Source organism: Shinella zoogloeoides (assembly GCF_030733845.1).
In the GTDB taxonomy this organism is placed as follows: domain Bacteria; phylum Pseudomonadota; class Alphaproteobacteria; order Rhizobiales; family Rhizobiaceae; genus Shinella; species Shinella zoogloeoides_C.
The window spans coordinates 428,232-455,203 of record NZ_CP132313.1 but is presented as its reverse complement, the minus strand read 5'-3'; the positions used below and the strand labels follow the sequence as shown (position 1 = coordinate 455,203).

Genomic DNA, 26,972 nt, shown 5'->3' with positions numbered 1-26,972 from the left:
TCGGCTCAAGGTCACTAGACCGAGCCTATTTTTACCCCGACGCCCGTCGGCCCGTTCAATGCTGCATTGATAGTTTCCGGTACTCCCCACCGCAAAACTAGCCTCAATGGAGCAGTAGATCCTCTTCCCGGTTGGTTCAAGGCTCCGCCGCATTCGATCTAGGCTGAAGACGCGCTGCCAGCGAGGTGCCTCGGGCACTCAAACAAAAAGGTAGAGAACGCCCTTTGTCGGCGATAGGGCTTTTGCACGTACGCTCCCGAGGCCGTGCTTTGGGTTAGAGAGACTGTTCGATACCGGAATGCAGCCAGCGGTAATGCTGCAACAGCACCTTCTATTCACTGATAATTAACCACAAAATGCTCTCAATAGGTGAGGTTTAGTTTTGCGTCCTTTTTAGCCTGCTTTTACGGACAAGGACGGTGCGCAAATTGCTGGGGTCGAGAACAAGCCCAAACCTAACCCTAGTTGCCCCGACTTGCGAAGTTGCTTTTCATGCATCGCCGATATGGGAGGCTGGCACACCGTTCTCGTCCTCATCGACGCTTGTGCGACCCACAGCCAATTCAGCCGCCAGACGGCGTAATTTGTTGCTTTCAAGCGCTGTGTTGCTTGGTTGCTTAATGGCTGGCACCGCATACCCTGTATTGGCGCAGACCGCCTGGACCGGAGCTTCGGGGAACGACGACTGGTTCGACGCAGGAAACTGGGACACTTCGGCCGTACCGGATGCGTCCACGTCTATCGAAGTGAACCCCGGCAATGCCATCATTTCCGGCAACGATGCCGAAGGCGACACGGTCACCATACGATCTGGCGGCACGGTGACCGTGACGGGGGCGGGGTCCACATTGACGACCACGGAAACCCGTGCGGATGGCGGGGCGTTCAATATCGAAAACGGCGGCCTGGTCACCAACAGCAGTGGCATTGTCGACGGTGTTGTCACTGTGTCCGGGGAGGATGGTGGCGGAAATGCCTCAACCTGGATCAACAACGGCTATTTCTTGGTCGGTGAAAGCGCCACTGGCTCACTGAACATCCTCAATGGCGGCAAGGTTCTCGTAAACACGGATGCGTATCTTGGGCAATTGTTCCACGGCGACGCGCTGGTTTCTGGAAACGGTTCATCCTGGGAAAATACCGGACGGCTGACGATCGATAAGGCAAGTTTGCGGATTGAGGATGGCGGGCGTATCACAAATACGCTGGCTATTATTGGCGACACCAGCACCGCAGATGTGGTCGTCACCGGCGGAGTCTCGACATGGGTCAATTCCGGGCAGCTTACGGTTGGCAGCTTTGGTACAGGTACCATGCGCATCGAAGACGGCGCCACCGTCACCAGTTCCCAGGGCTATGTAGGAGCCGGTGCCAGCAGTGTCGGGATCGTTACAGTGACGGGGAGCAACTCGAGCTGGGAGGTGACGGACTTCAACCTCGTCCTAGGAAATTTCGGCGTCGGCTCGATGACCATCGAAGATGGGGCGCGTGTTTTTGCCAAGACGGGCGTCCACCTCGGCATTTCAGGGACAAATGCTAGCGGGACGTTGAGTGTCAACGGCACGCCTGGGGCTCGGGGGACTCTGGAAACGCGTGGATTCCGGGGCGGCCTGGGAACCGCTGACCTGACAATCGATGGCGGTATTGTGCGCGCTATCGACGATAACGCCTCGTTCTTTTCCAACTACGGCGGTCAGCAGGTGAACCTTGGCGCCGGCGGTGGAATCATCGACACGAATGGTCACGATATCCGCATCACTCCTGTGATTGCCGGCGTGGGCGGTTTGACCAAGGACGGCTTGGGTACGTTGTCCCTGACCGGTGAGAACACTTTCAGCGGCGGCACCACAATCGTCGAAGGCATCCTGCAGCTTGGCGACGGGGGAACGACGGGTTGGATCTTTGGCGACGTTACCAATAACGGTATTCTGGCCTTCAATCGCGCGGGTTCAGTGACATTCGACGGCGTCATCTCGGGCAACGGTGCGGTCGAGAAGGCCGGTTCGGGTGCGACGATCCTGACCGCAAACAACAGCTATACCGGGGGCACCAAAATCACGGCCGGCACGCTCCAGCTGGGCGACGGCAACACGACCGGCAGCATTCTCGGAGACGTCACCAATGAGGGTGTGCTGGCGTTCAACCGCTCGGACAATGTCAATTTTTCCGGCCTGATCTCGGGTAACGGCGGGGTTGAACAGGGCGGCACCGGCAAGACAACGCTGACCGCTGACAATACCTTTGCAGGCGCCACCACGATTGCCGACGGCACGTTACAACTGGGAAATGGCGGCACCACGGGCTCCGTCGCCGGGAATGTTACAAACGCTGGTACTCTGGTCTTTGATCGGTCCAACACCTTAGTGTTTGACGGCGTCATCTCGGGCAGCGGAACGATGGTCAAGAACGGTGCCGGGGTGCTGGAACTGACTGCGGACAACAGCTATCTCGCCGCCACCACGGTGAATACCGGTACGCTGTTGGTCAACGGCGACCAGAGTGCGGCGACCGGATTGACCACGGTGAACAGCGGCGCCACGCTCGGCGGCAGGGGCACGCTGGGCGGCGACGTAACGATCGCCGACGGTGCTGTCCTGGCGCCGGGCAACAGTCCCGGCACCCTGACGATCAACGGCGACCTGTCGCTCGCCAGCGGCGCGACATTGGACTACCAGTTCGGCGAAGCAGGCGTGGTCGGCGGCGCCCTCAACGATTTGGTCAATGTCGGCGGTGACCTGATCCTGGACGGGACGCTCAATGTGTCCGTGTCGTCCGGCGGCCCCTTCGGCAGCGGCATCTACCGCGTGTTCAATTACGACGGCACCTTGACCGACAACGGACTCGAACTCGGTACGATGCCGTTCGGCAGCGACACCATCGTGCAGACGGCGGTGAACCACCAGGTAAACCTGATCAATACGGCAGGGCTGGACCTGAGTTTCTGGGACGGTGGTGCCGGCCTCAAGAATGACGGGACGATCAATGGTGGCGACGGCGTCTGGCATGTTGGCGGCGCCGACGACAACTGGACCGAGGCGACCGGAGCAATCAACGCCCCATACCAGAACGGCAGCTTCGCCGTCTTTGCCGGCGCGTCCGGCACGGTGATGGTGGACAATAGCGACGGTGCTGTGAAGGTTGCGGGCATGCAGTTTGCCACCGATGGCTATGCGATCACTGGCGATGCGCTGACGCTCGTCGGGCCGCAGGTGACGGTCCGCGTCGGCGACGGCACGGCGACAGGCGCAGGGTATACCGCCACCGTCGACGCGGAACTGACCGGCACCAGCCAACTCGTCAAGACCGATCTCGGCACGCTCGTGCTGACCGGCACGAACACGTATACCGGCGGCACGGCGCTTAATGGCGGTACGGTGCGGATCGCCTCCGGCGCCAATCTCGGTGACGCCACGGGTGGATTGTCGTTCGATGGCGGTACGCTCAATACCACCGCCGATATCACCTCCGGCCGCAGCGTGGATCTGGCTGGTGCAGGCACATTCCTGACCGAAGCAGGCACGACGGCGACGCTTACAGGCAGTGTGAGCGGCGTCGGTTCCCTGATCAAGGATGGAGCGGGAAACCTCGTCATCTCCGGCAATGCAACTCAGACCGGCGGCACCACGATCACCGCCGGAACGCTGCAGGTGGGCAATGGTGCCACCTCGGGCAGCCTCGAGGGTAATGTTACGAACAACAGCATCCTGGCGTTCAACCGCTCCGACGACATTACCTTCAATGGCACGATCATTGGTAGCGGTTCTTTCAACAAGCTTGGTTCGGGTACAACTACTCTGACCGGCGACAGCCGCTATAGCGCCGGCACCACAATTGCCGACGGCACCTTAGAACTCGGCAACGGCGGCACATCCGGCTCGATCCTGGGCGACGGCGACGTCACCAACAACGGCATCCTGGCGTTCAACCGCGCGGATGTCGTGACATTCGACGGCGCCATTTCGGGGACGGGGGGTGTCCATCAGATCGGTAGCGGGAAGACCATTCTCACTGCCGACAACACTTATACTGGCGGCACCACGATTGCCGACGGCACCTTGGAACTCGGAGACGGTGGCACGACGGGCTCGCTTCTGGGCGACGTGACCAACAATGGCACTCTGGCCTTCAACCGCACGGATGTGGTGACATTCGACGGTGCAATTACCGGAACCGGCGGCATCGACCAGATTGGAATGGGAACCACCATTCTCACGGGCGACAGTTCCGCCCTGACGGGCAGTTCCCAGGTCAAGAAGGGAATTCTCGCGGTCAACGGTATTCTGGGCGGATCGATGGCGGTCAGAGGCGGGCGACTTCAGGGCATTGGACAGGTGGGGGAAACCACTAACTTTGCAGGCGGCACGATTGCACCCGGAGATTCGATCGGCATGCTCACCGTCGCCGGCGACTATGTCGGCAGTGGAGGCACGCTGGAAATCGAGACCGTGCTTGGCGATGACAGTTCTGCCACCGACAAACTGATCGTTACCGGCAACACGTCGGGCAATACGAATGTGCACGTGATCAACCTCGCCGGTGCCGGCGCACAAACCGTCGAAGGCATCAAGATCATCGATGTCGCCGGCGCCTCTGATGGCAGCTTCACGCTTCTCGGGAACTATGTGTTCGAGGGCGACCAGGCGGTGATAGCAGGTGCTTACGCGTATCGCCTCTATCAGGGCGGCGGGAGCACAACCACCGACGGCGATTGGTATCTGCGCTCGGTCCTGAATGTCGAAACGCCCCTCTACCAGCCGCTCACTCCGATCTACGAAGTCTATGCAGACGTGCTGCAGAGTTTCAACCAACTTGATACGCTGCAACAGCGCCTTGGCAACCGCTCATGGTCGAACGGCGCGGCCGTGGCGAACTCGGCGGTCGATGCCGACAGTGCGGGAAGCGGCATGTGGGGGCGGATCCTTGGCCGACAGGTAAGCATCGACCCCAAGCAGTCGACTACAGGCGCGAACTATAACGTCGACATCTGGCAATTGCAGGGCGGGGTCGATGGCGAGCTCTACTCTGGAGATGCAGGTGATCTGGTCGTCGGTGTTTCCGGGCGCTACGGCACAATCTCCGCCGATGTGTCTTCGACTTTCGGCGACGGCTCGATCACAAGTACCGGTTTTGGCCTGGATGGGTCGATGACCTGGTACGGGACATCCGGACTTTATCTTGATGCCCAGGCGAACGCCACCTGGTACGACAGCGACCTTTCCTCTTCCGCTGTGGCTACCGGCCGGATTTCGGGCAATGACGGCTTCGGCTATGCATTCGGACTGGAGGCTGGACGGCAGATTGCGCTCGGCGCCAATTGGTCAGTGACCCCGCAGGCACAGCTGACCTATTCGAAAATCGACTACAACGACTTTACCGATTCCCTCGGCGCCGCGGTTTCGCTGAAGGACGCGCATAAGCTCAGAGGGCGCCTTGGCATTTCTGCGGACTACGAGAACAGCTGGGCCGACAGCAGCGGCCAGACACGCCGTGTCCACGCCTATGGCATCGCAAACCTCGACTACGACTTACACTCGAACTCGGGTGTCCGGGTTTCCGGCGTCAAGTTCATGACCGAGCAAGAAGCACTCTGGGGTGGCCTCGGTCTAGGGGGCACCTACAGGTGGGGCAATGATAAGTACGCCATTTATGGAGAAGCCACGATCAACACGAGTCTAAACAACTTCGGGCATAACCATGCTCTGACAGGGAGCATGGGCCTGAATGTTAAATTCTAGGATGCAAATATGCTTGTAGCCCACACAAGCTCTTTTTAGCGGCAAACAACCATCTGAAAACGCTCAAATAGCCTTGTCTCAGCGACGTCGCCGCCAGGGAAAAGCGGTGATATCGCCGTTACCTGGCGCCTATCTTCAAAAGATTTAACCACCCGCCAAGCAACTCCCGCCACCGTCAGCCTCAATCAAGCCGGAAGCACCAAGGAGGAAGCGTAGCCACCTGTTCAACGGGGCATCGCTTTACCGCTATCGGGTTTCGTGATCATGGTAACAAATGATACAGTATTTAGGAGGGCGTTGTGAAACGGGAGGTAACTTGGCCATGTTCGGACCAGCTTCACCCGATATTTACGGACACAGGGGTAATCACAGTCTTAGCCATGTGGACGAGGGGCAAGAGTTGATCTTGGTGTGCGGTACGGTATGAGCTATCAGAGCGTCATTGGTCTGCTGAATACCAGTATGTCGGCGATCTTTTGTGTGTCCCTGTTTGTTCTTTGGCTTCATCATAAACACCTTAGATATATTGGTATCCTAGTTCTTTCATATGCCATAAGGGTTCTCTGCTTCGGCATATTCTATTTTGCCTTTGCGTTCGAGAACCCCGTATTGCGGTTGTCGGCTAATGTATTCCTAATGCTGGCAATGATATTGTTGTCCGTCGGGTTGTCCAACCGGCGCGGACGAAGGCCGCGCTATGAGTTCCTCGTCAGTATCGCTGCGGTTGCGTTGGGAGCGCTCTATTACCATCAGTTCGTAGCGCTTAGCCTGCTGGCGCGAGTTATTTACCTAAACTGCGGGCTCGCTGCGGTCGGTTTCATCATGCTGCTGGACGTTGCAAAGGCCTCATATCGAACTCCGGTTGAGCAAGTGCTGTTTGGCCTTATCATCATTTCGTGTGCGGGTTTCTTGCTCAGGCCTCTTTATTTACTCGCGTCAGGCGCCGAGGTCGGACAGTTCGAAGGAAGTTATTGGCTGGTCGTCTCGATCTCGGATGCTCTTATTTGCGCAATGACGGCGGTGGGCATATTCGCGGTGATCGCAAGCGACGTTATGGAGGGCATGAAATCGGAGGCTCAAGTCGACGCTCTGTCCGGGCTATTCAATCGCAGGGGTTTTGAACCCCGTGCGCGCGATGCGTTGGCGCGACAGACAAGCAACGCCCCGGTTGCGGTGATCCTGAGCGACCTCGATCACTTTAAGTCGATTAACGATCGCTTTGGGCATGTCGGCGGCGACAGGATTATCCGACGTTTTTCAGAAGTTCTCAAAGAAAAAGCCCCGCGTGACGCGATTATAACCCGCCTTGGCGGCGAGGAATTTGCGGTAGTTCTCCCACCCGGCAAGGCCACAACCGCGCACCTGTTAGCCGAAGAGGCTCGGAAGGCATTCAAAGAGGTCGCGCCGTCCGTCGTTTCGGAAGAGGCCTACCCGACGGCCAGTTTCGGAATTGCAATTGCGCAGGAGGGTGAAGGCCTCGAGGCTCTTATGGATCGTGCTGATCGCGCACTTTACCAGGCCAAAGCAGATGGACGCGATTGTGTTCGACCCGTTGGCAAAAATCTGCGCGCTGGAATGGCGTCCAGTTGAGAGACGGTATCCAGCTTGCCAGCGCTGTTTTGGCTATCGACAGGTTCTGACCCAGTTTGCGATTTCATACGGTACGGTACTCTCATACGCAACATTGCGAAGCATCGGCCGGATTGCAGCAGGAGATTTTTGCGCCCTTGTTCTCGGCTAACCAACGATCCCGCGGCTTGCAGCTCGCCGGTCTTGCGGTCAGCGCCACCTCGATTTTGTCCTCGGCCATGCGCGGCGACGATGCGCAGTAGAGCGCCATCGGTCGATTTCCGTCGCTGACTTCAAAGGTCAGCTTGACCGCCGGATCGAGCCGAACGTGATCGGAAACCTTGCGGATGATCGCCGAGAACTTACCCGCCGGCATGTGGCTCCGGCCGTCCTCGTCGACATCCCAGAGCTGGACGAACATCTCCGACCACGCTTCGGGATTGGCGCCGCAGTCGAGCGCCGAGAACGCGCCCGCCTTGACCTCTGTCACATGGTAGCCCGTCTTCACTGGGTGCCCGTCATAGACGAACACCAGCGGCGCTTCGGGCGAGGCCGCGAGACCGTCGAGAAGCTGGCCGAGCGTGATATCGGGCAAAACGGCCTTGTCGATCGCATTCATTCGCGCTACTCTTCAATTATTCAAGGATTATTGAAATATGGACGAGCGTCAAGCCCTCACATCATTCGCGGCCCTGTCGCAGGAAACGCGCCTCGCCATCGTCCGCACGCTGGTCGTCGCAGGACCGGACGGGCTTGCCGCCGGCGTGATCGCCGAACGGATGGGCGTCTCGCCCTCGAATGTGTCCTTCCATCTGAAGGAGCTGGAGCGCTCAGGCCTTATCGCGCAGCGGCGCGAATCCCGCTCGATTGTCTATAGCGCCAACTACGATGCGCTGGCCGATCTCGTGAAATTCCTCATGGAGGATTGCTGCGCCGGGCATCCGACAATCCGCGAGAGCGTCGGGCGATCCGATGGCTGCTGCAGCACCGATACCGCGCGCAGCGAGGGCGGCGTCCGTGCGTAGTGCGAAGGTTCCTGTCGGCATCGTCGCCGCGCTCGGCCTGACCCAGATCATCGGCTACGGCACCCTCTACTACAGCTTCAGCATTCTGGCCCCCGGCATGGCGGCTGACCTCGGCATCACCGTCGCGCAGGTCTTTGCCGTGTTCTCGGCGTCGCTCTTCGTTGGCGGCCTGTCGGCGCCCTATATCGGCCGCCAGATGGACCGTATCGGCGCGGCGACCGTGATGGCAATCGGCTCGGCGCTGTCCGCCTTGACCTTGATCCTCTGCGCCTGGTCGCCTTCGGTGGCGATCTTCGCCCTTGCCATCGTCCTCCTGGAGATATCGTCCGGCATGGTCCAGTACCAGGCCGCGTTCGCGGCGCTGGTGGAAGCCGATCCCCGATCCGCGTCGCGGAGCATCACCTGTCTCACGCTGATCGCCGGCTTCGCCTCCACGATCTTCTGGCCGATCGCCACGGCGCTGCTCGGCTATCTCTCGTGGCGGGAAATCTATCTGGTCTATGCCGGGCTCAATCTTCTCGTCTGCATGCCGTTTCACGTCTGGATCATGCGGAAGGGAAAGGTTGCCGCGGCCGGCAGGCAAAGACCCATGCGCGAGCCTGTCGTCGGAGCTATTCCGCGCGAGCGCCGACGCGGCGCAGTGATCGTCGTGTCCGCTGCATTCGCGCTGCTGAGCTTCACGCTTGGCGCGATGCTGGCGCATATGGTGCCGATGCTCGGTGCGCTCGGCTTCGGGAGTGCCGCCGTCGTCATCGGCTCGCTGTTCGGACCCGCGCAGGTTCTCAGCCGCCTGATCAACATGATCTTCGGCACGCGGCTCGCGCCGCCGGGCCTTGCGGTTGTCTCCGCGACCTTGATGGTGCTGAGCGTCGTTATCTTGGCCCTGTCCGGCAACTGGCTCCCCGGCGCTATCGCCTTCTCGATTTGCCTCGGCCTCGGATCGGGCATCAACAGCATCGCACAGGGCAGCTTGCCCCTCTACCTGTTCGGCTCGGATGGATATGGCGCGCTCACCGGCAAGATGGCGGCAGCAAGACTGGCTGCTGGCGCTGCGGCGCCCTTTGCCTTCGCGGCGACGATGGAGCATGTCGGCATAGGCGCATCGCTCGTCCTGAGCGCAGCCCTCGGCTCCATCGGCATCGCAGCCTTTAGCGCGGTTGCGATGGCGACCAGGCGGACGCTTGTCGCCACCCCGAGCCCGTCAAACTGATCGCAGCGAAACGCGCTTCTCAAGCTCCGCCGCCTGTTCCTTGCGCTCGCTGTAGCGGTCGGTGAGATAGGCGGACGCATCGCGCGTGAGGATGGTGAACTTCACCAGTTCTTCGCAGACGTCCACCACCCGGTCGTAATAGGACGAGGGCTTCATCCGACCATCGGCGTCGAACTCTTGATAGGCTTTGGCGACCGAGGACTGGTTGGGAATGGTGATCATCCGCATCCAGCGGCCGAGGATACGCATCTGGTTCACGGCGTTGAAGGATTGGCTACCGCCCGAGACCTCCATGACCGCGAGCGTCTTGCCCTGCGTCGGCCGGACCGATCCGACCGAGAGCGGAATCCAGTCGATCTGCGACTTCATGATGCCGGTCATCGCGCCATGGCGTTCCGGGCTGACCCAGACTTGGCCCTCCGACCATTGCGAAAGCTCGCGCAGTTCCTGCACCTTCGGGTGGCCGACGGGTGCTTCATCGGGGAGCGGCAAGCCCTTGGGATCGAAGATCCGAACCTCGCATCCGAGCCGTTCGAGCAGCCGGCGAACCTCGAATGCAAGCAGGCGGCTATAGGACACTTCGCGCAGCGAACCGTAGAGGATCAGGATGCGCGGTCTGTGCGTCGCGTATGCGGGACGCAGGGCTTCGAGATCAGTCGAGTGCAGGTGATCGCCTTGCAATGCGGGGAATGTATCAGGCAATGCGCTTTCCCTCCTGATGATCTGTTCACCGTCCTCCTTGAAGAACGGTCCCTTGAAGGTATCTGGCAGGATGTCGAGGGCGACCTCGGACGGACGCGCGAGCCGGGTGCCGAGGGGAGTCACGACAAAGGGGCGATTGATCAGAATCGGTGTTGCGATCATCGCGTCGAGCAACTGGTTATCGCTTAAGTCCGGGTTGTGGAGGCCGAGTTCGGCATAGGGCGTGCCTTTCTCGCGAATGGCTTCCCGGACAGTCAGGCCGGCATCTGTGATCATCGTCGCAAGCTGCTCGCGGGTCGGCGGGCGCTGCAGATACTCGATGACGACGGGGTCCATCCCGGCAGCACGGATCAGTCCCAGCGTGTTGCGGGACGTTCCGCAAGCAGGGTTGTGGTAGATGGTGACGTCCATGGTCAATGCCTTTCGGTGACGGCGGTTCGGGAAACGGCAGGGGTGGCCTCGTACCAGTCCTTCGAGCGGTTCACGATCCAGACGACCGAGAGCATGACAGGCACTTCGATCAAGACGCCGACGACGGTGGCGAGTGCTGCACCAGACTGGAAGCCGAACAGGCTGATGGCGGCGGCAACCGCGAGTTCGAAGAAATTGCTGGCGCCGATCAGGGCTGACGGGCCGGCAACGCAATGCCGCTCGCCGGCCATCCGATTGAGCAGATAAGCGAGGCCGGAGTTCAAATAGACTTGAATCAGGATCGGCACGGCGAGCAAGCCGATGACAGCGGGCTGGGCGATGATCTGTTCACCCTGAAAGGCGAAGAGAAGAACCAGCGTCGCGAGCAGCGCCACCATTGAAATAGGCTGCAACCTTGCCAGCACGCCATCCAGTGCCCGCGTCGTTCCTTCAGCCGTGAGCCGGCGGCGGATGATCTGCGCGATAATGACGGGCACGACGATATAGAGAGCGACGGAGAGAACGAGCGTATCCCACGGCACGGTGATGGCGGAGAGGCCAAGCAGCAGGCCGACGATCGGAGCAAAGGCGACGACCATGATGGCGTCGTTCAACGCCACCTGCGATAGCGTGAACAATGGCTCCCCGCGTGTCAGGTTGCTCCAGACGAACACCATGGCCGTGCAGGGAGCCGCGGCCAGGATGATCAGGCCGGCGATGTAGGAGTCGATCTGGTCTGCAGGCAGGTAGGGGCGGAATAACCAGCCGATGAATAGCCAGCCGAGCAATGCCATCGAGAATGGCTTGACGGCCCAGTTGATGATCAGGGTCACGCCGATGCCGCGCCAGTAGGTGCCGACCTGCGCCAGAGACCGGAAATCGATCTTGAGCAGCATCGGAATGATCATCAACCAGATCAGGATCGCGACGGGGATGTTCACCTTGGCGACCTCGGCCGCGCCGATGATCTGAAAGAGACCGGGCATGACATGGCCGAGGGCAACACCGGCGATAATGCACAAGAATACCCAGATGGTCAGATAGCGCTCGAAGGTGGACATCAGGCGGACTTTCCCTGCGGCGACGTCGAACCTTCCATCGCACCGATCTGGCGAAGCTTCGTTTCGAGCGCCATGTGATCGATGGATGCCAGCGGCAGACTGACGAACGCGGCAATCCGGTTCTTGAGGAAACGTGCGGCCTGAGCGAAGGCACGCTGGATCTCGACGTCCGAGCCCGTGACGGCGGCAGGGTCTTCGATACCCCAATGGGCGGTCATCGGATGGCCGATCCAGATCGGGCAAGCTTCGCCAGCGGCGCTGTCACAGACGGTGAAGATGAAATCCATCTGCGGCGCACCGGGTTCCGCGAACACGTCCCAGCTCTTCGACGAGAAGCCCGTCGATGGATAGCCCAACGCTTCCAGCTCCTTCAGAGCACGCAAATTGACCTCGCCCTTCGGCTGGCTGCCGGCGGAGAAGGCTTTGAACCGTCCGCCACCCTCCTTGTTGAGGATGGATTCGGCGAGAATAGAACGAGCGGAATTGCCCGTGCAGAGGAACAGCACGTTGTAGGTCTTGTCAGTCATGGTCGTGGTCCGTGGTTAGGTCGGCGGGTTGGTGAGCCTCATGATGGTCGCTGACGATGGGCAGATCGAGGAAAGCTGGCGCGTCGCCAGCACGGCTGCGGGCACGCTGTCCCGTTGAACTTCCGAAAATCCGATACGTGCGAAGAACAGCGCCACACTCGTCGTTGCGAGAAAGACGTCACCATCCCGACCGAGGCCGGCCAGGGTCTGCTCGACCAATGCCCCACCCAGGTTTTGTCCGCGGTGATCGGGAAGCACGACGACCGACCGGAGGAGAAAATCGTCGCCACAACGCTCGACGCCGGAGAAACCGACGATCCGGTCATCCGCCGACACGGCTTTGAAGAAAGCCCGGCCGTGATCCTCGACGTCACCGGTTGGCAGATGGGTGTCTATCAAAGCTGCTTTGAGACCGATGTCATTGCCTGCAACCTGCTCCAGCCGGATCGTGCTCATGACAGCTTCGCCTCCGGCGCGCAGCAGGGCGTCAGCTCGGCGATGAGCGGCGCGCAAAGCTCCGTCGAGCCGCCGCAGCAATCCTTCAGGAGGAATAGGGTCAGTTCGCGCAGACCATTGAGATCGGCTCGGTAGATGATCGACCGGCTCTGCCGCTCGCTCGTGACGAGCCCGGCCCGCGAAAGTGTCGCGAGATGCGCCGACATGGTGTTCTGCGGCACGTCGATGAGACGGGCGAGTTCGCCTGCCGGAATGCCGTCGGGTTCGTGGCGCACGAGCAGCCGGAAGGTCTCCAGCCGCGTGGTCTGGGCTAAGGCGCCGAGCGCCGCAATCGCTTTTTCGTTATCCATATATCCAGAATAGTGGATATTATATCCTTGTCAACCAAGTAAGCATCCTGCACTTCCAGCAACAGCTGGAATTTCGTGATTTGCCGTCAAGAGTGAGCAATATCGCAGGTCTTCCCGGCCCGCTTTCGTCCCTGTCATCTCCCTCCATGGACGCACGATTTTTAGCCCCGCATGGCCAATCGCCATCCAATCCCGACCGCCGCCGAAATGGCAAGGGTGATGATTACGGAGAGCTTGAGACGGAAGATGGCGAATGCGGCCAGCAGGGCTAGGGCCAGCGAGGGCACGAGCAATGATCCGAGGACAGGTACGTCCAAGGTGATCGGACCAAGCACCACAGGTGCGACCTCGGCGAATAGCACGTGCAGACCGAACCAGACCGCAAGGTTGAGGATGACCCCGACGACCGCCGCCGTGATAGCCGACATCGCCCCGCCGAGCGCCGCGTTGCCACGCATTTTCTCGATGAAGGGCGCGCCGGCGAATATCCAGAGGAAACTCGGCAGGAAGGTTACCCATGTCGTGAGGATCGCGCCCAGCGTCGCCGCCGCCAGCGGGGAGAGGGACCCCGGATCGCGATAGCCTGCGAGAAAGCCGACGAACTGCGTCACCATGATGAGCGGACCGGGCGTCGTCTCTGCCATGCCAAGGCCGTCAAGCATTTCGCCCGGGCGAAGCCAGCCGTAGTTTTCCACGGCAGCCTGAGCCAATAGGCGAGGACGGCATAGGCGCCGCCGAAGGTTACGACGGCCATCTGGCTGAAGAACAGAGCGATCTTCGAGAACACGTTGTCCCAGCCAAGCGCGACGATCAGCGCCGCGACGGGAATGAGCCAAAGTGCCGCCAGGGCGCCGGAAATCTTGAGCGACCAGGTGAGATTGGGCCTGGCGTGTAGCGGGATATCCTCGCCGAGAACGGAATCCCTGTCTTCGAGTATCCTGCCCGATCCCGACGCGTGCCCGCCGCCCGCCTTGAACGCGGCAAGACCCGCCCACCCGCCGATGTAGCCGACAAGCCCGGCCGCGATGATGATCAGCGGAAAGGGCACGTGCAGGAAAAAGATCGCGACGAACGCTGCCGCCGCGATGGCGACCATGACGTTGTTTTTCAGCGCCCTGCTGCCGATCCGGAAGACAGCCTGGACCACGACGGCGAGCACCGCGCATTTCAGTCCGAAGAACATGCCCTCGATCGCAGTGATGTCGCCGAAAATCACATAGATGTAGCTGAGCGCCAGGATGGCGAGAAACCCCGGCAGAACGAACAGCAGGCCGGCGATCATGCCGCCCTTGGTCTTGTTGAGAAGCCAGCCGATATAGATGGCGAGCTGGTGGGCCTCCGGCCCCGGCAGCAGCATGCAGTAGTTGAGCGCATGCAGGAAACGGTGCTCGCCCACCCAGCGCTTCTCGTCGACGACGATGCGGTGCATAACGGCAATCTGGACGGCCGGGCCACCGAAGCTGAGCGCGGCCACACGAGCCCACACCTTCACGGCTTCGGAGAGCGGAACGATGTCTCCGACAGGTGCATCCAGGCGGACGCTGGTCTTTGCAAGGTCTGTCATGGCGTTCACGCCTTCCTCGGGTTGGGCCAGTTGTGCGTTTCGTCGGTCGCGTCCCGGCACCATCTATAGAAGGCATCGTAGAGCGTCATGCCCGCCGCGAGCTGCTCGAGGTCGTCGTTGAACATGCGCGACAGACCGAGCGAGGCGGCAAGCAGTCCCGGCACTTCGGGGGCAAGATCGGGTCTCGACGTGTCGGCTCCCGGACGATCGTCGCGAGGCGGAGCATGGGATCGGTTCCCAGGCCGAATTCCTCGACCATGACGTCGAAGGTACAAAGCTCGCCACGATGGCTCCAGTAGGCCTCATCGATGTCGAAGGGCGCAGCGTTGAAGCGGTCGGCGACCGCCGATACCTCCGCGGCCGGCACAAACAAGAAGACTGCGGACGGGTCGACGAAGCGCCGGATCAGCCAGGGACAGGCGATACGGTCGATCTTCGGCCGCGCGCGGGTCACCCAGACCGTTCGCCCGCGGTTGTCGCGAGGCGGCAGCTTTTCTTCGGGGACAAGGGTGGCCTTCGACGGGCGCCAGGCCTCGAAGCCGCCTTCGAGAACCTCGGCAGCCTTGCCAAGGGCGCGAAGATGCGCGGCGACACCGTGGCTGAACTTCTGGCCTTTCTGGCACAGAACGACGGATGGCCCCGCCAGGCGTTCCGCCCAATCCGCCACGGCGCGGTAGTCGCGCCGTATCGATCCGGGCAGCAGACGAGGATCGGCAGCGAAATTCTCGTCGTTGCGAACGTCGACAATCACCGACGCGTTCGGCGTGCCGACGATGCGGTTGAGTTTTTCGGGCGTGATTTCAAGAAATGACGGCATGGCGCGTCCCTCCGGTTTCTCGGGTTCACAGGACGCGATTCTTCGGCCGTGGCCTCGTGGGGCGATCGCTACCCCATGGGCGAGAATTTAAATCGTGGACCTGCGATCAGCCGTGATATGAGCTTCCTCCGAGGGCGTCGGTCCTTGTGAGAGAGAATAGTGTCCGGAAGTGTACGCCACCGTACAAAGGAAATTTGCCGAGCGTTAATCAAGCTATCTTTAGTCTCGGCCTGGAATTTTCAACCAAGAGTCTCCATGCCTCCCCGTCAACTCCGCTTCATCCTGAATTTCGCAGTTCCTCTCGCATTTGCTATGGGGCTGAGTTTTGCGCTGTATCTCGCGTTGACCTGGTCGGCGCGACAGTCGGATTATCTGGCGCAGGAACGTCAGAGCCAGCTCGTCACTCTGATCGTCTCCAACATGCAGGCCGACATCGCACACGACCAGGAAAGCTCCTCGGTCTGGGATGATGCCGTGCGCGTAGTGATGAACCAGACGCCCGATCGGGAGTGGCTGGAAAACAATCTCGGCCAATGGATGCAAACCTATTTCCAGCATGACGGCGCATTCATCGTCAGCCCGAAGGACGACATCCTGCTCGGTTTTCTCGACGGGCAAACGGATCGGCATGCCGCTTACGCTCGCATCGCGGATGTGGCCCGGCCGCTGATCGAGAAACTCCGCTCGCGTCTGGTGCGGCAAGACGACACTGGGGTCGATGATCATGTGCTGAGCATAGGGGAAAGCGATATCGGATCGATCGGAGCTCGCCCTGCTATCATCAGCCTTAAGCCGATCATCTCCGATAGCGGGAATATCGAGCAGGTGCCGGGACAAGAATTCATCCATATTGCCGTTCGTTTTCTCGACGGGAATTTCCTCGACACGATCGGAAGGGACTATCTTTTCGAAAATCTCCAGTTCACGCGTATCGGCGCGGTCGGCGACAGCCAGAGCCGTGCGCCATTGCGCACCGTGTCGGGCAAACTCATCGGCTACCTGACCTGGAAGCCGTTCCGGCCGGGAACAGCCGTACTTGGCAATGCGACGCCATTTCTCGCCGGCGGCGCGGCCTTGCTTCTGGGGCTGACGGGGTTTCTGGGGGCGCTTGCATGGCGGCGGTCCTCCCATCTCATTCGAAGCCGACGGCAACTGGAACATATGGCCCACAGCGACGGATTGACCGGCCTTCCCAATCGCGCATCCTTTTCGCGCCACTTGGGATCAGTGCTGGCAACGCGCCGACCGGCCGACACAGTTGCCGCGCTTTATCTCGATCTGGATCGCTTCAAGGAGGTCAACGACACATTGGGCCATCCTGTTGGCGATGCCTTGCTGATCGAGGTTGCCGCACGTCTGAAAGATACGATCGGCCAATCGGCGGGCATGGCCGCACGTGTCGGCGGAGATGAGTTCACCGTAGCCGTCACCGCCGCCGACATCGAGTCGATCGAACGGCTGTGCGAGTTGCTGGTCGCTGCGGTCCGGCGCCCCTTCGTTATTCAAGGGCACCCGATCACTATTGGACTGAGCGCCGGCGTCGCGATTGCGGCAGAGGACTGCAGGGATGCAAGTGAACTGACACGAAAGGCCGACATCGCGCTTTACCACGCCAAGGCTGCAGGACGAAACCGATACGCCATCTTCGGATCCCACATGGATGAACTGGTCAGAGCGCGCCGGCAGATGGAACAGGACCTGCGCATTGCGCTTGAGGGCCACCAGATCAGTGTTCATTATCAGCCTGTCTACTCCGCCAAGGATCAGGTGTTGAAAGGTGTCGAAGCGCTCGTGCGATGGCGGCATCCGCAAAAGGGGGCGATCCCTCCAGACGTCTTTATTCCGGTGGCAGAGGAAACGCGATTGATCGAGCCTCTCGGAGAACTCGTCTTGCGCGAGGCCTGCTTTGCCGCAGTGCATTGGCCGGATCTGACGGTGGCCGTCAACGTCTCTGCCATCGAATTGCGAAACGAGACCTATGCAATGCGCGTCCTGTCCACGCTGAATGCCGCGGGCCTTAATCCGACACGACTGGAAATCGAGATCACAGAATCGGCTCTGGGCGACAACTCCGGTCACTGCGAACGGAACATCGCTGCGCTGCGCGCACTTGGAATCCGATTTGCCCTCGACGATTTCGGTACGGGCTTCTCATCATTCGGGAGACTGCAAAGCCTCGACGTCGACAGGATCAAGATTGATAAATGCTTCGTCGACGGCTTCGGCAAACCCGGTGGAAATGAGGAGATCGTGCGCGCGATGATCAAACTCGCGCAGGCCAAGGGACTGAGAACGACGGCTGAGGGCATCGAGACCCCCGAGCAAAACGCAGTGCTGCAGCGCCTTGGCTGCGATGATGTGCAAGGCTATCTGCTTTCAAGGCCGGTACCGGCAGCGGCGATCGATGCGATGTTGGCGAGTGACGCCGGTATCGGTCGCGCATTGTAGGACGGGTGCGAAGCAGCGCGTCGGCGCCGCTCTGGCGTGGCACCCAGGCGTCGCATGCTAGTGCATATCGTCGGCGATCGTCTCGTTGGCCCTAATAGCAGGTAAATCGTCTTCCGTGATCTGCGCGAAAGAACCTCCGACTGCGCTCTCTCGATCATATTTGCCGCTTGCAATGCTTTCGACCAACGGCCTCTGGCCCTTCAGCGATCCGACGAACGATCATAGGATGCTGGCATAGACAACGACAGCGACCGCCGTTCCCTCGGGCGTGTGCATTGGCCAGAAAAATCCGAGTTCTTTCGGCCTTGGCGGGCATGCTTTCTGATGAGGGGAATTTCGTTTCCTGCATGCACTGCTAACGGCGTAGCGGGAGCGACCCTGATGTTTCGATTGTTCGTTAGCCGATGATTTCAGGTACTCAGTGAGGCTACGGGTTTGATCGGCTGATCGGCGGTTGGAAGCTCATTCAGAACTGGAAATCTGATCCAGCGACGGGGATCGGATCACTAGCCCAGCGGCCCGATCATTGGCTTAGGAGCGCAGTGCGGGAGGCCCATTTGTACGGAGGCTGTATTACTGAACGTTACGTGGCACAGATCGCCTCTCGCCTGGTTAGCAAGCGCCGGTCATGATGTCCCTCCCGGCAGGCCGGTTCTCTCTTTGTTAATCGCCGGCCTTGGTGGCTGCTTGCGCGGCCCGTGCTCCGAGTAAGCGGCCGCCTGCCACGAGGCTTCTGGCGGAGAGACAAAGGGTGGGTCAAATCTGAAATGCCAGGAACAAACGCGCTTCCGTCAGGTTAGGGCTGAAACCAGTCCGTGGAGGGGCAAGGCCTCGATCCGGGCAGAACGCCAGCGAGCGAGGGACGTGCCATGGTCGATTTTGAAGAGCTTGTTCGCACTGAAGCATATCTAATTTGGGAATCGGCGGGCCGGCCTGACGGTCAGGATCACGAGCACTGGCAGATGGCGCTAGCCCGCGTGAATTCTCGTCTGCAGGAAACCCGAACTCGAAAAACAGCTGTGGTGGTGCCTCTTGCCGTATCGCGTGTTGTTCTTTCCTCCCGGAAACATAAGCGCCGAGAAGCGAGCACCAACCGGATCGCTTCTGCCTGAGCGGCCATACCCCCGCGCCGCGGCGACGTTTGTGAGCAACAGAGATTCACCTTCCGGCTATGCACGTTCTTTCTGTCGTGTCCGAGATCTATCCGCTTATTAAAACCGGTGGTCTGGCTGACGTCGCCGGAGCGCTCCCAAAGGCATTGGCTACCCAAGGCATTAGGGTTCTATCGCTCGTGCCGGGCTATCCTCAGGTTCTCGCACGACTCCCTCACAGGAAAGAAGCCGGCCGCCTCGAGGGGGTGCTCGGCCACACCGCGATTGTGACGCGTGCGCAAACCGAAGGTCTTGACCTGCTTGTCCTCGAAATCCCCGAACTGTTCGATCGGGCCGGAGGCCCCTATCTCGATGAACATGCGCGCGATCACCCCGATAACTGGCTGCGCTTTGCTGCTTTTTCTCTTGCAGGTGCCCGGATTGGCCTTGGTGAACTGCCGCATTTGAAGCTCGATCTCGTTCACGTCCATGACTGGCAGGCAGCACTTCTCCCGGTTTATCTTCGACACAAGTACGCAAGCACACTGCCCGTCGTGTGCACGATCCATAATCTCGCTTTTCAAGGGCAATTCGCTTTCCATATCGCACCGCAACTTGAACTGCCGTCGTCGGCCCTCGATATCGATTGCCTGGAGTACTACGGCGGCATCGGTTTTTTGAAAGGTGGCCTTACCTGTTCGGACATTGTGACGACTGTCAGCCCCACCTATGCAAGGGAAATCCTTTCACCAGAGCTGGGCATGGGGCTCGATGGCGTCTTGCAGACGCGTCGGTCGGCGCTCTACGGAATCGTCAATGGAATCGACACCGAGGTGTGGAATCCGGCAGTGGATCCGCATCTTCCAAAGACATATGACGTTCGGTCACTGGCACGTCGCCAACAGAACCGTGCCGCGCTGCTTGGCTGTTTCGGCCTCATTGATCATGGGGGGCCTCTCTTTGCAGCGTTGACGCGCCTAACATGGCAAAAGGGCGCGGACATGCTGCCGGAAGCGGTGGAAGAGATCGTCGCGCATGGGGGACATCTCGTAATCTGCGGGCAGGGGGACCGTGCGATTGAAACAGCTCTGCAGAATTGTGCGGAACGCCATCATGAGCGTATCGGCCTGCACGTCGGCTACAGCGAGGACTTGGCTCATCTGATCGTTTCGGGATCTGATATCCTTGTCCAACCTTCGCGATTCGAACCCTGTGGCCTGACACAGCTTTACGCCATGCGATATGGTGCCATACCTCTCGTCGGCCGCACTGGTGGGCTCTCCGAAACGATAATTGACGCCAACGATGCCGCGATGGCGCGGGAAGTCGCAACAGGCTTCCAGTTTCACCCGGTTGAGCCACACAGTCTTCGTGAGGCCGTTCGGCGCGCATGCGACGCATACTCTGACCGAAGCTCTTGGTCCGGTCTCCAACGACAGGCGATGAAGGCGGATTTTTCCTGGGAACGGAGTGCTGCGCAATATGCCCAATTGTTCGAAGCAGTTTGGACGGCTTGGCACCAGTCGACGGGCGGTTCAGCGCCAGCCTCGGCGGGCCACGCCTAGCGGTCAGATCTCGGGTCGTTCGCTTCGAACTATTGCTCGCCGTCCGTCAAGGTAGCCGGTGAAGCCAGCGATAGCGCCCTCACTTCAAGCATGTGCAGCTCGGGATACGTCTTTTCGGCATAGGCGCGAACTTTGCCGGCGATGCCGTCCTGTATGAATGTCAGGTAGAGTTTCTTGATCTCGGCATGGGTCGTTATTTGCGCCGACATGTAGGCGGCGTCGAAGTCGGCTGCTGGGGCCTCTTGAAGCGCCTTGAGGCCTTGAGCCTGCTCGGCTGGCAGGCTGGACGAGACCGCCGCTTTCTCAGCTTCTGCGTAAGCTTTAAGCTCCTTTTCGGCAGCGGCGATGATCTCGACGGTTTCATTTGCGTAGATTCGCGTCGCCGGTTTGGTGGCCCTCGATTGGGCAAGCGTACCCGACTGGATGAGAAACTGGTTCAGCGAAGCGGCTGCATCGACGAATTGTGCGGCAGGCTCCGCCAGCGCACTTGATGTCCAGATGCATACAGCAAGGCCGATTGCGTGCGAGGTTACTCGGCTGCAGGTGCGATACTGCATGGTTTTACCTCTCTGGTTTCGCCGGTCCTTCGAACCTCCAATCGTCCTTTTGGTTCCCTAGATTAGTCCGCGTCGTTCGGCGTCGGCTTGTGAACGGGGTCATTTTCCAGGTCCAGGACGCCCTGCTCAGCTTTGTAAAAATACTGGCTGTTTACTAGCCATCCTTTGAGTGGCCGGAGAGGAAGGAGACAGGCTAACAGGACGAGCGGACCCGTCGTCGCGAATTGGATCCATAGGGGTGGGCTGTGAACCACTTCGAGCCAAGTCGCGAACGCCACGGCAGGGACACAGGTGAAGCAGATGACGAAGAAGGCAGGACCGTCCGCGGGATCGGCAAATGAATAGTCGAGCCCGCAGACTTCGCATTCTGGCTTCAAGGTGAGGTAGCCATTAAACAGATGTCCTCGACCGCAACGGGGACATAGACCCCTGATCCCTGTGCGATAGGGCGAAATCGGCGGCCACTCCGTCGTCGCGCTCATGGTAGATGCTCCTCAGATTGCGACCGCTCCTTTCTTCCTGGCTCCGGCTCGTGTACCGGCTGCGTTCGTGCGCCGTCGCCTCCTGAGGGGATATGGTCTTCGTCGATTATCCGGGCGCCGCGCTGTCTTGTGAAATAGCGAAAAACCCATTGAACGGTGACAAGCAGGCGCTTCTCGAAGTTGATCAACAGATAGACGTGTACGAACGCCCACAGGAACCAGGCAAGCCGGCCTTTCAGTGTCCACTTTCCGAAATCGAAGATCGCGGCGTTTCGGCCGATCACCGCGGTGTTGCCGCGATTGTGAAATCGGAATGGCTGGATATCGCGGGATCCGGCGAACTCATTCTTGATCCGCCGGGCGAGGTAGATACCCTGCTGTTTGGCGACCTGCGCCAACGCGGGGAGTGCTGCACCGTTCTCGTCCAGAGCGAGTGCGGTGTCACCAATGGCATAGATATCGGGATAGTCTTTTACCGACAGGTCGCTTTCGACCGGTATCCGTCCCTGGCTGCCACCGGCAAGGCCCAGCCAGTCCGCCGCCGGCGAGGCGCGAACACCCGCGCCCCAGATCACACACCCTGTGTCGATCCATTCGCCATCGAGGAAAACCGAACGGTCATCGAGTGCCGTGACCCGGCGGTCCGTGATGATGCGAACGCCGATACCATTCAGGTAGTGGTGAGCATAGGCAGCAAGCTTTTCCGGGAACGCGGTCAGGATGCGCGGCGCGGCCTCAATGAGAATGACCTCGAAATCGCTTTCGCCGATCGTCCTGAAATCGCGGGCGATCATGTAGCGCGCCAGTTCCGAGATCGCTCCTGCCATCTCGACGCCGGTCGGTCCTCCACCGATGATCACGAAGGTTAGAAGCTTGCGGCGCTCGACCGGATCGAAGATACGCTCGGCGCGCTCGAAGGCTGCCAGCAACCGATGCCTGATCAAGCGCGCCTCATGGATGGTTTTGAGGCCGGGAGCGTAGGCTTTCCACTCGTTCTTTCCGAAGTAATTGTATTCGGAGCCAGTTGCGATCACGAGCGTCTCATAGGGAATGAAGTCCCCATCCTTCAGCGCGACGCGGCGTTGAGTAGGATCGATGCCATCGACTTCTCCCAGCGTGACCCGAACATTGCGAAACCGGCCTAGTGTCCGCCGCATAGGCTCTGCAATATCGGCTGGAGACAAAGCGGCGGTCGCGACCTGATAAAGCAGGGGTTGAAAGAGGTTATGGTTGCGCCGATCGATAATTGTGACATCGATGTCGGTATTGCCAAGGCCGCCCGCACAGGCAAGTCCTCCGAATCCTGCCCCGACAATAACGACCCTGGGCCGTGAATGCGCGGCCCGTTTGGTGTGTGGTTGTGACATGACGTTGGTTCCCTTTCGGCCGGCGTCTGCACGAAGACAAGATGTTCACGGTGTGAGGACGACCTTGACGCAGCCCGGAAGCGCAGCCTCAAAAAACCGGACCGCGCCGAACTCATCGTCCGTCAGCAGGCTGTAGAGGATGTTGAAGGCGCCGAATGCGATCAGAGCCAACCCGCCATTGCCTGTGACATCGAGGGCCAAGAGCAGGCCGCCCGCGAGATAGTCGAGAAAAACCGTGGGCGCGAGTTGGAATGAATCGCACGAGAACCTCCGGATCGCTAAAGACGGCCGCTAACCTGCCGTAGGCCGTTTTGTTCCTGCCCGACTGCGGGTGGCATGGATGGCCGTGACAGGAAGAGGTGGCTCGAAGAAAGGAAACCATTCCTGCCGCTCGCGGTTAGCCGCTCAAGCACCCCAGGAGCGTCCCATGAAAGAACGGCCTATCTCTGATGGTCTCAACCCGGCGCAGGTTCGCGGCGATATTCAGGCGGGGCTTACCGGTGACAAGCGTCCTGGATTTGATCCCGCTCTCGTGCCGCTCGAGACCGACGCCGAGGCGGCGGGCACGCCCCTCGATGGCAGGATGATCGAGACCGCGCGCAGGACGCAGCTTGAGGGGAAGCGCCCGGATGTCTCTGGGGACGAAGGCTCAGCCATGCGCCCGATTTTCCCGGCAAACCATCCGCCTCAAACCAAGATACCGGTGGTCGGCATTGCGCTTGTATTCGCGGCGGCTGTCTTCGTGTTCGCAGGGGTCGCCTTCGCCTTGGGGTGGCTTTGATCCGCGGAGGCGCTGAAATATTTGGAAAGAGAGGACGAACCGTGCTGTTCGGCGACGTAAAAAACTGGCCGCGTGCGGTGGTTGTTACATACAATCACGACACGTCATTTGTGGTCGTCCAAAACTCGTTGGAAGCTGCAGAGTATCTGGTGCATTGTTGGCCGAGGCGTTCCGGGAAGGCGTTTCGCAAAGCCCTCAAGGTTTGCACTGATGCGGTTCAAGGCCGCGCGAGTGATGAAGAGGCCCAATCCAGGTTCATTGCCGCGGCACGAGAAGCCGAGGTGGCGGTTACGATCCACTAGCCTCACGTCGACCCCTTTACAGAATCTTGCGGCGTTGCCAGGCTTTGTAGGGTGAAAGCACCTGACCTGGAAACCGTCGTTCGATTTCGGTTTCCGCCAGCTGGATGAAGGCAAGCGCCCTTTCGTCTTCTTCCTTCTGCTCGCTCATGCCTTCGAGTTGCGACATCGCCTCGAAGACCTCGTCATCGGTCATCGTCGCGAGAGCGGTCTCAAATGCAGCTGGGTCGCTTAGGTTATCGTGCGCCATTTCGTCTTCTCCTGAATATTGCTTCGCGTGCGAGGCGATCGTGCCTATTGTTGCCGGCTTTCGCTTCCATCTCAGTCTTCCGGCGTCGCGAAGCGGGTAGGCAGCCGAATTGCTACCGTCGCAGCTTAGCTGAGAAGCTTGGATCCCCTGTTGCGATGAATGGTTTCCATGAGGCGGCCCAACCAGACATTGATCGAAACGTCGTGGGGCTTCGATTGTGCATGGTCTATCGCTTCTTGTAGCGTAAGTTCGACCAGACGATCGGCGGCATGTGGGTCGTTAAGATGAAGGCGCGCCGCCAGACGAAGCTGAGGAAGCGCCGAGAATACGGTTCCTTCATGCGAGCTCTGCGCAGCAGGGCCTGGATCGAGGGCAAAACGGAGCGCACTGTATACGGTTTCTGCCGCAGCCGGTTTCGACAGATAACTGGCATAGCGAAAACGATCCGGAATCGCGATGTCGCTGCATCCCGTGTAAAACACGAAAGGAATATGTCGATTAACGAGCTCGTCGGCAAACGGGAAGACGTACTTGCCGTCAAGACGAATATCGAGAATTGCTGCATCGGCGTCAGCGAGGTAATCGACCGCTCGTTCTATCGAAGGCGCCGGGCCAAGGACGGTTGCACCGAGCTTGACGAGAAAGCGTTCTAGCTCGGTCGCGATAAAATACTCGTCCTCGACGATGAGAACCTTAGAGCCACTTACGATTGTCACGACCATCCCTTCAGGCGGAGGCTGACTCGTTCTAACGTCGAATCGCAGACCAGTCCGCATATCGACAACCTTGAGCGGGAGCGAATGTTCCGCTCGTCGATCCACACCTGTTGGAACTGTTCTGACGGAGTGTGGTTAGGCGAACGTCATCGCATCGGATTGATCTATTGAGGACGGCGCGCCGTAGTACATATTAGGAATGAAAGCCGGAGGCGCACATGGCCGAACAGGAAGCTGCAAAACAATCCGACAAAGCGGTCGAAGACCTGATGAAAGAGATACGTCGAGAATCGACGCCGCACAGGATGCTTGAACTCGCCAAGGCACTTCAGGCCGCGCTGGATAAACGGGAAGAGAGCATCAAGTAGAAGGGTCCAAAGGGTTGCCGCCCAGCTCCCGCGCCAAAGCTTCTCGAGCGCGGTTAAGGCGGCTTTTGACGGTACCGACCGCGCATCCTATAACGCCTGCCGCCTCCTCGTAGCTGAACCCCAACCCGGCGACCATCACGATGATCTGACGTTGCTTGCGCGTCAGTCGTGACAGCGCTTTCTTCAGGTCAGTTTCCGCCAGTGACCACTCCTGCGTTGGCGACACGGCGAGCTTCAAGGATATGCAGTCAGAAGCACCCGGCTGTTCGCGAACCTTCCTGCGATATTGCGTGCAATAGGTATTGCGCATGATCGTGAAGAGCCACGATTTAAGGCTCGTGCCGGGGCGAAACGTCTCGATGCTACGAAGCGCCCGGAACAGCGTTTCCTGCACCAAGTCATCACCATCAGTCGCGTTGATCGTAAACGTGCGGGCGAAGGCTCTGAGTGCGGGAATGAGATCGACGACCTGTTGGCTCAGGGCGGCGCATTCTTCTTCCGCGGCGTGCATCGGGAGGGCCATGATCTCGGTTTTCCGGATAATTAATAAGGGCTAACGCCAATGGCGGCGGAAGGTTTCGCCGGGGCGAAACGCTCAGGCACAAAAGCTCTCCGCGCTTTCTGGTCGATTTCGTGGAACGTCTCACGAATAGCGTGGTTAGAAGGCCGCTCCACCAAGGGGCAAATCACAACAGGAGAAGCAGACATGCCGAACCAGCAGCAGGACAAGGGCGGCCGTGACAGCGGCGGCGATACGTCGAAGCGCGGTTTCGCCTCTATGGACGAGGACAAGCAGCGCGAAGCCGCATCGAAGGGCGGCAAGGAATCCGGGGGCAGTTTCAAGAACGACCCCGAAAAGGCCTCGGAAGCCGGTCGCAAGGGCGGCCAGAGCTAGCCGCTTGACGCAAATGCTTTTTTTCTGCCGCCGCGCGCCCGCGGCGGCAGGCCCTGACCCCAGGGCATGCGGACAGAGCACGGTGTGTGCTGCGCCAGAAGGCGCATGGAGCGAACCATGGATGACCGAGAACAAGAGCAGCGCGAACGTGCGTATAGATTCTGGGAAGAGGAGGGGAGGCCCGAGGGTCTTCATGAAGACCATTGGAAGCGCGCCGGCGAGCAGCCCGATTTCGAAGATTTGTATCCGCGACCCGACCAGTCGGCCGGACAGGAGCGCGGCAATACGGGCCGTGGTGGGAAGAAGCGCGCGCCGGCAAGATTAGAAGCAACCCTGGCAAATCCAAAATGAACGGGCGCCGGGGCCGAGGAGACCGGCGGCTCCAGTGTCTCAAATATCCGTTTTCATTCCGTGCGGATATCTTTTGGGAACAATCACCGGGGGCTTACTGTTCGCGCGCTGTGCAGGAGGACTTGGCAGTGCGATACTTCTTCAACATCCGTGACGGAGAAAAGACGGAGCGGGACTTCGAAGGGTCTGAATTCGATACGCTGGAATTGGCGATTGACGACGCGCAGATGGCGGCGCGAGAAATCATGGCGGAACGGGTGCTTGCGGGATATGAGCCGGACGGCCAGTCCTTCGATATCGTAGACGAGGACGGCCGCGTTCTGGCGAATGTCCCATTTCGCTCAGCCCTCAGGCCACAATAGAGGTTGCGACACC

At 59.9% G+C, this 26,972-nt stretch carries 26 protein-coding genes and 3 pseudogenes; 13 read left to right on the top strand and 16 right to left on the bottom strand.

What is annotated here, in order from left to right:
• Positions 1-620 precede the first annotated feature (620 nt).
• Complete coding sequence (locus Q9316_RS25015; protein WP_306035980.1) at positions 621-5,735, top strand: autotransporter outer membrane beta-barrel domain-containing protein; 5,115 nt, start codon at positions 621-623, stop codon at positions 5,733-5,735.
• Positions 5,736-6,158: 423 nt separating this feature from the next.
• On the top strand, positions 6,159-7,325 hold the full coding sequence (locus tag Q9316_RS25010; RefSeq protein ID WP_306035979.1) for a GGDEF domain-containing protein: 1,167 nt from the start codon (positions 6,159-6,161) through the stop codon (positions 7,323-7,325).
• An 82-nt stretch (positions 7,326-7,407) separates the two neighbouring features.
• Here the strand turns inward: Q9316_RS25010 and Q9316_RS25005 are convergent, their stop codons facing one another.
• Complete coding sequence (locus Q9316_RS25005; protein ID WP_306035978.1) at positions 7,408-7,923, bottom strand: DUF6428 family protein; 516 nt, start codon at positions 7,921-7,923, stop codon at positions 7,408-7,410.
• A 37-nt stretch (positions 7,924-7,960) separates the two neighbouring features.
• Here Q9316_RS25005 and Q9316_RS25000 point away from each other — a divergent pair, with 37 nt between their 5' ends.
• Together Q9316_RS25000 and arsK are read left to right on the top strand one after the other, a co-directional pair.
• On the top strand, positions 7,961-8,329 hold the full coding sequence (locus Q9316_RS25000; RefSeq protein WP_306035977.1) for an ArsR/SmtB family transcription factor: 369 nt from the start codon (positions 7,961-7,963) through the stop codon (positions 8,327-8,329).
• A complete protein-coding gene (gene arsK, locus Q9316_RS24995; RefSeq protein WP_306035976.1) occupies positions 8,277-9,539 on the top strand; it encodes an arsenite efflux MFS transporter ArsK in 1,263 nt (420 codons plus the stop codon). The genes Q9316_RS25000 and arsK overlap by 53 nt, the downstream gene beginning before the upstream one ends.
• Here the strand turns inward: arsK and arsH are convergent.
• From arsH to Q9316_RS24955, 8 genes and pseudogenes are all read right to left on the bottom strand, one after another.
• Positions 9,531-10,259: an arsenical resistance protein ArsH gene (arsH, locus tag Q9316_RS24990; protein WP_306036368.1), complete on the bottom strand. Its 729-nt coding sequence runs from the start codon at positions 10,257-10,259 to the stop codon at positions 9,531-9,533. The genes arsK and arsH overlap by 9 nt on opposite strands.
• 108 nt (positions 10,260-10,367) lie before the next feature.
• Positions 10,368-10,652: pseudogene (gene arsC, locus Q9316_RS24985) on the bottom strand (arsenate reductase (glutaredoxin)); the annotation flags it as partial.
• Positions 10,653-10,654: 2 nt separating this feature from the next.
• Positions 10,655-11,713 carry an ACR3 family arsenite efflux transporter gene (gene arsB / locus Q9316_RS24980; RefSeq protein WP_306035975.1) on the bottom strand — a complete coding sequence of 353 codons (1,059 nt, stop codon included), beginning with the start codon at positions 11,711-11,713 and terminating at the stop codon, positions 10,655-10,657.
• On the bottom strand, positions 11,713-12,240 hold the full coding sequence (locus Q9316_RS24975) for an arsenate reductase ArsC (RefSeq protein WP_306035974.1): 528 nt from the start codon (positions 12,238-12,240) through the stop codon (positions 11,713-11,715). The genes arsB and Q9316_RS24975 overlap by 1 nt, the downstream gene beginning before the upstream one ends.
• Positions 12,241-12,255: 15 nt before the next feature.
• Entirely contained in the window at positions 12,256-12,696 is a 441-nt protein-coding gene (arsN2, locus tag Q9316_RS24970; RefSeq protein ID WP_306035973.1) for an arsenic resistance N-acetyltransferase ArsN2, read from the bottom strand.
• On the bottom strand, positions 12,693-13,046 hold the full coding sequence (locus Q9316_RS24965; protein WP_306035972.1) for an ArsR/SmtB family transcription factor: 354 nt from the start codon (positions 13,044-13,046) through the stop codon (positions 12,693-12,695). Before Q9316_RS24965 ends, arsN2 begins: the two co-directional genes overlap by 4 nt.
• Before the next feature lie 161 nt (positions 13,047-13,207).
• A pseudogene (chrA, locus tag Q9316_RS24960) lies at positions 13,208-14,610 on the bottom strand (chromate efflux transporter).
• A 5-nt stretch (positions 14,611-14,615) separates the two neighbouring features.
• A pseudogene (locus Q9316_RS24955) lies at positions 14,616-15,427 on the bottom strand (chromate resistance protein ChrB domain-containing protein).
• A 255-nt stretch (positions 15,428-15,682) separates the two neighbouring features.
• Here Q9316_RS24955 and Q9316_RS24950 point away from each other — a divergent pair.
• The 3 genes from Q9316_RS24950 (at position 15,683) to glgA (ending at position 20,531) form a co-directional block, all read left to right on the top strand.
• Entirely contained in the window at positions 15,683-17,875 is a 2,193-nt protein-coding gene (locus tag Q9316_RS24950) for a putative bifunctional diguanylate cyclase/phosphodiesterase (RefSeq protein ID WP_306035971.1), read from the top strand.
• A gap of 869 nt (positions 17,876-18,744) precedes the next feature.
• Entirely contained in the window at positions 18,745-18,987 is a 243-nt protein-coding gene (locus Q9316_RS24945; protein WP_306035970.1) for a DUF2934 domain-containing protein, read from the top strand.
• A gap of 59 nt (positions 18,988-19,046) precedes the next feature.
• Positions 19,047-20,531 carry a glycogen synthase GlgA gene (gene glgA / locus Q9316_RS24940; RefSeq protein ID WP_306035969.1) on the top strand — a complete coding sequence of 495 codons (1,485 nt, stop codon included), beginning with the start codon at positions 19,047-19,049 and terminating at the stop codon, positions 20,529-20,531.
• Between the two features lie 29 nt (positions 20,532-20,560).
• On the opposite strand, the gene Q9316_RS24935 is transcribed toward glgA, so the two are convergent.
• The 4 genes from Q9316_RS24935 to Q9316_RS24920 all read right to left on the bottom strand — a co-directional run bounded on the left by Q9316_RS24935 (position 20,561) and on the right by Q9316_RS24920 (position 23,138).
• Positions 20,561-21,088, bottom strand: coding sequence for a DUF4142 domain-containing protein (locus Q9316_RS24935; RefSeq protein WP_306035968.1), 528 nt, complete (start codon positions 21,086-21,088; stop codon positions 20,561-20,563).
• Positions 21,089-21,150: 62 nt separating this feature from the next.
• Complete coding sequence (locus tag Q9316_RS24930) at positions 21,151-21,570, bottom strand: DUF983 domain-containing protein (protein ID WP_306035967.1); 420 nt, start codon at positions 21,568-21,570, stop codon at positions 21,151-21,153.
• On the bottom strand, positions 21,567-22,937 hold the full coding sequence (locus Q9316_RS24925; RefSeq protein WP_306035966.1) for an NAD(P)/FAD-dependent oxidoreductase: 1,371 nt from the start codon (positions 22,935-22,937) through the stop codon (positions 21,567-21,569). The genes Q9316_RS24930 and Q9316_RS24925 overlap by 4 nt, the downstream gene beginning before the upstream one ends.
• A 45-nt stretch (positions 22,938-22,982) precedes the next feature.
• Entirely contained in the window at positions 22,983-23,138 is a 156-nt protein-coding gene (locus tag Q9316_RS24920) for a hypothetical protein (protein ID WP_306035965.1), read from the bottom strand.
• Positions 23,139-23,364: 226 nt separating this feature from the next.
• Here Q9316_RS24920 and Q9316_RS24915 point away from each other — a divergent pair, with 226 nt between their 5' ends.
• Both Q9316_RS24915 and Q9316_RS25795 read left to right on the top strand, forming a co-directional pair.
• Positions 23,365-23,718, top strand: a complete 354-nt coding sequence (locus Q9316_RS24915; protein WP_306035964.1) for a hypothetical protein — start codon at positions 23,365-23,367, stop codon at positions 23,716-23,718.
• Positions 23,709-24,020, top strand: coding sequence for a DUF982 domain-containing protein (locus Q9316_RS25795; RefSeq protein WP_371878064.1), 312 nt, complete (start codon positions 23,709-23,711; stop codon positions 24,018-24,020). Before Q9316_RS24915 ends, Q9316_RS25795 begins: the two co-directional genes overlap by 10 nt.
• Positions 24,021-24,036: 16 nt before the next feature.
• On the opposite strand, the gene Q9316_RS24910 is transcribed toward Q9316_RS25795, so the two are convergent.
• Together Q9316_RS24910 and Q9316_RS24905 are read right to left on the bottom strand one after the other, a co-directional pair.
• Positions 24,037-24,267, bottom strand: a complete 231-nt coding sequence (locus Q9316_RS24910; protein ID WP_306035963.1) for a hypothetical protein — start codon at positions 24,265-24,267, stop codon at positions 24,037-24,039.
• A gap of 125 nt (positions 24,268-24,392) precedes the next feature.
• The gene (locus tag Q9316_RS24905; RefSeq protein WP_306035962.1) at positions 24,393-24,983 is read right to left on the bottom strand and encodes a response regulator; all 591 of its coding nucleotides are present in this window, start codon (positions 24,981-24,983) and stop codon (positions 24,393-24,395) included.
• 218 nt (positions 24,984-25,201) lie between these two features.
• Between Q9316_RS24905 and Q9316_RS24900 the strand changes: the two genes are divergently transcribed.
• Positions 25,202-25,351 carry a hypothetical protein gene (locus Q9316_RS24900; protein WP_306035961.1) on the top strand — a complete coding sequence of 50 codons (150 nt, stop codon included), beginning with the start codon at positions 25,202-25,204 and terminating at the stop codon, positions 25,349-25,351.
• Here the strand turns inward: Q9316_RS24900 and Q9316_RS24895 are convergent.
• Entirely contained in the window at positions 25,344-25,874 is a 531-nt protein-coding gene (locus Q9316_RS24895; RefSeq protein WP_306035960.1) for a sigma-70 family RNA polymerase sigma factor, read from the bottom strand. The genes Q9316_RS24900 and Q9316_RS24895 overlap by 8 nt on opposite strands.
• A 183-nt stretch (positions 25,875-26,057) precedes the next feature.
• On the opposite strand from Q9316_RS24895, the gene Q9316_RS24890 reads away from it, so the two are divergent.
• The 3 genes from Q9316_RS24890 (at position 26,058) to Q9316_RS24880 (ending at position 26,959) form a co-directional block, all read left to right on the top strand.
• Positions 26,058-26,246 carry a general stress protein gene (locus Q9316_RS24890; protein ID WP_244763831.1) on the top strand — a complete coding sequence of 63 codons (189 nt, stop codon included), beginning with the start codon at positions 26,058-26,060 and terminating at the stop codon, positions 26,244-26,246.
• A gap of 117 nt (positions 26,247-26,363) precedes the next feature.
• The gene (locus tag Q9316_RS24885; protein ID WP_306035959.1) at positions 26,364-26,597 is read left to right on the top strand and encodes a DUF2934 domain-containing protein; all 234 of its coding nucleotides are present in this window, start codon (positions 26,364-26,366) and stop codon (positions 26,595-26,597) included.
• A gap of 128 nt (positions 26,598-26,725) precedes the next feature.
• On the top strand, positions 26,726-26,959 hold the full coding sequence (locus tag Q9316_RS24880; RefSeq protein ID WP_306035958.1) for a DUF6894 family protein: 234 nt from the start codon (positions 26,726-26,728) through the stop codon (positions 26,957-26,959).
• The last annotated feature ends 13 nt before the right edge of the window (positions 26,960-26,972 follow it).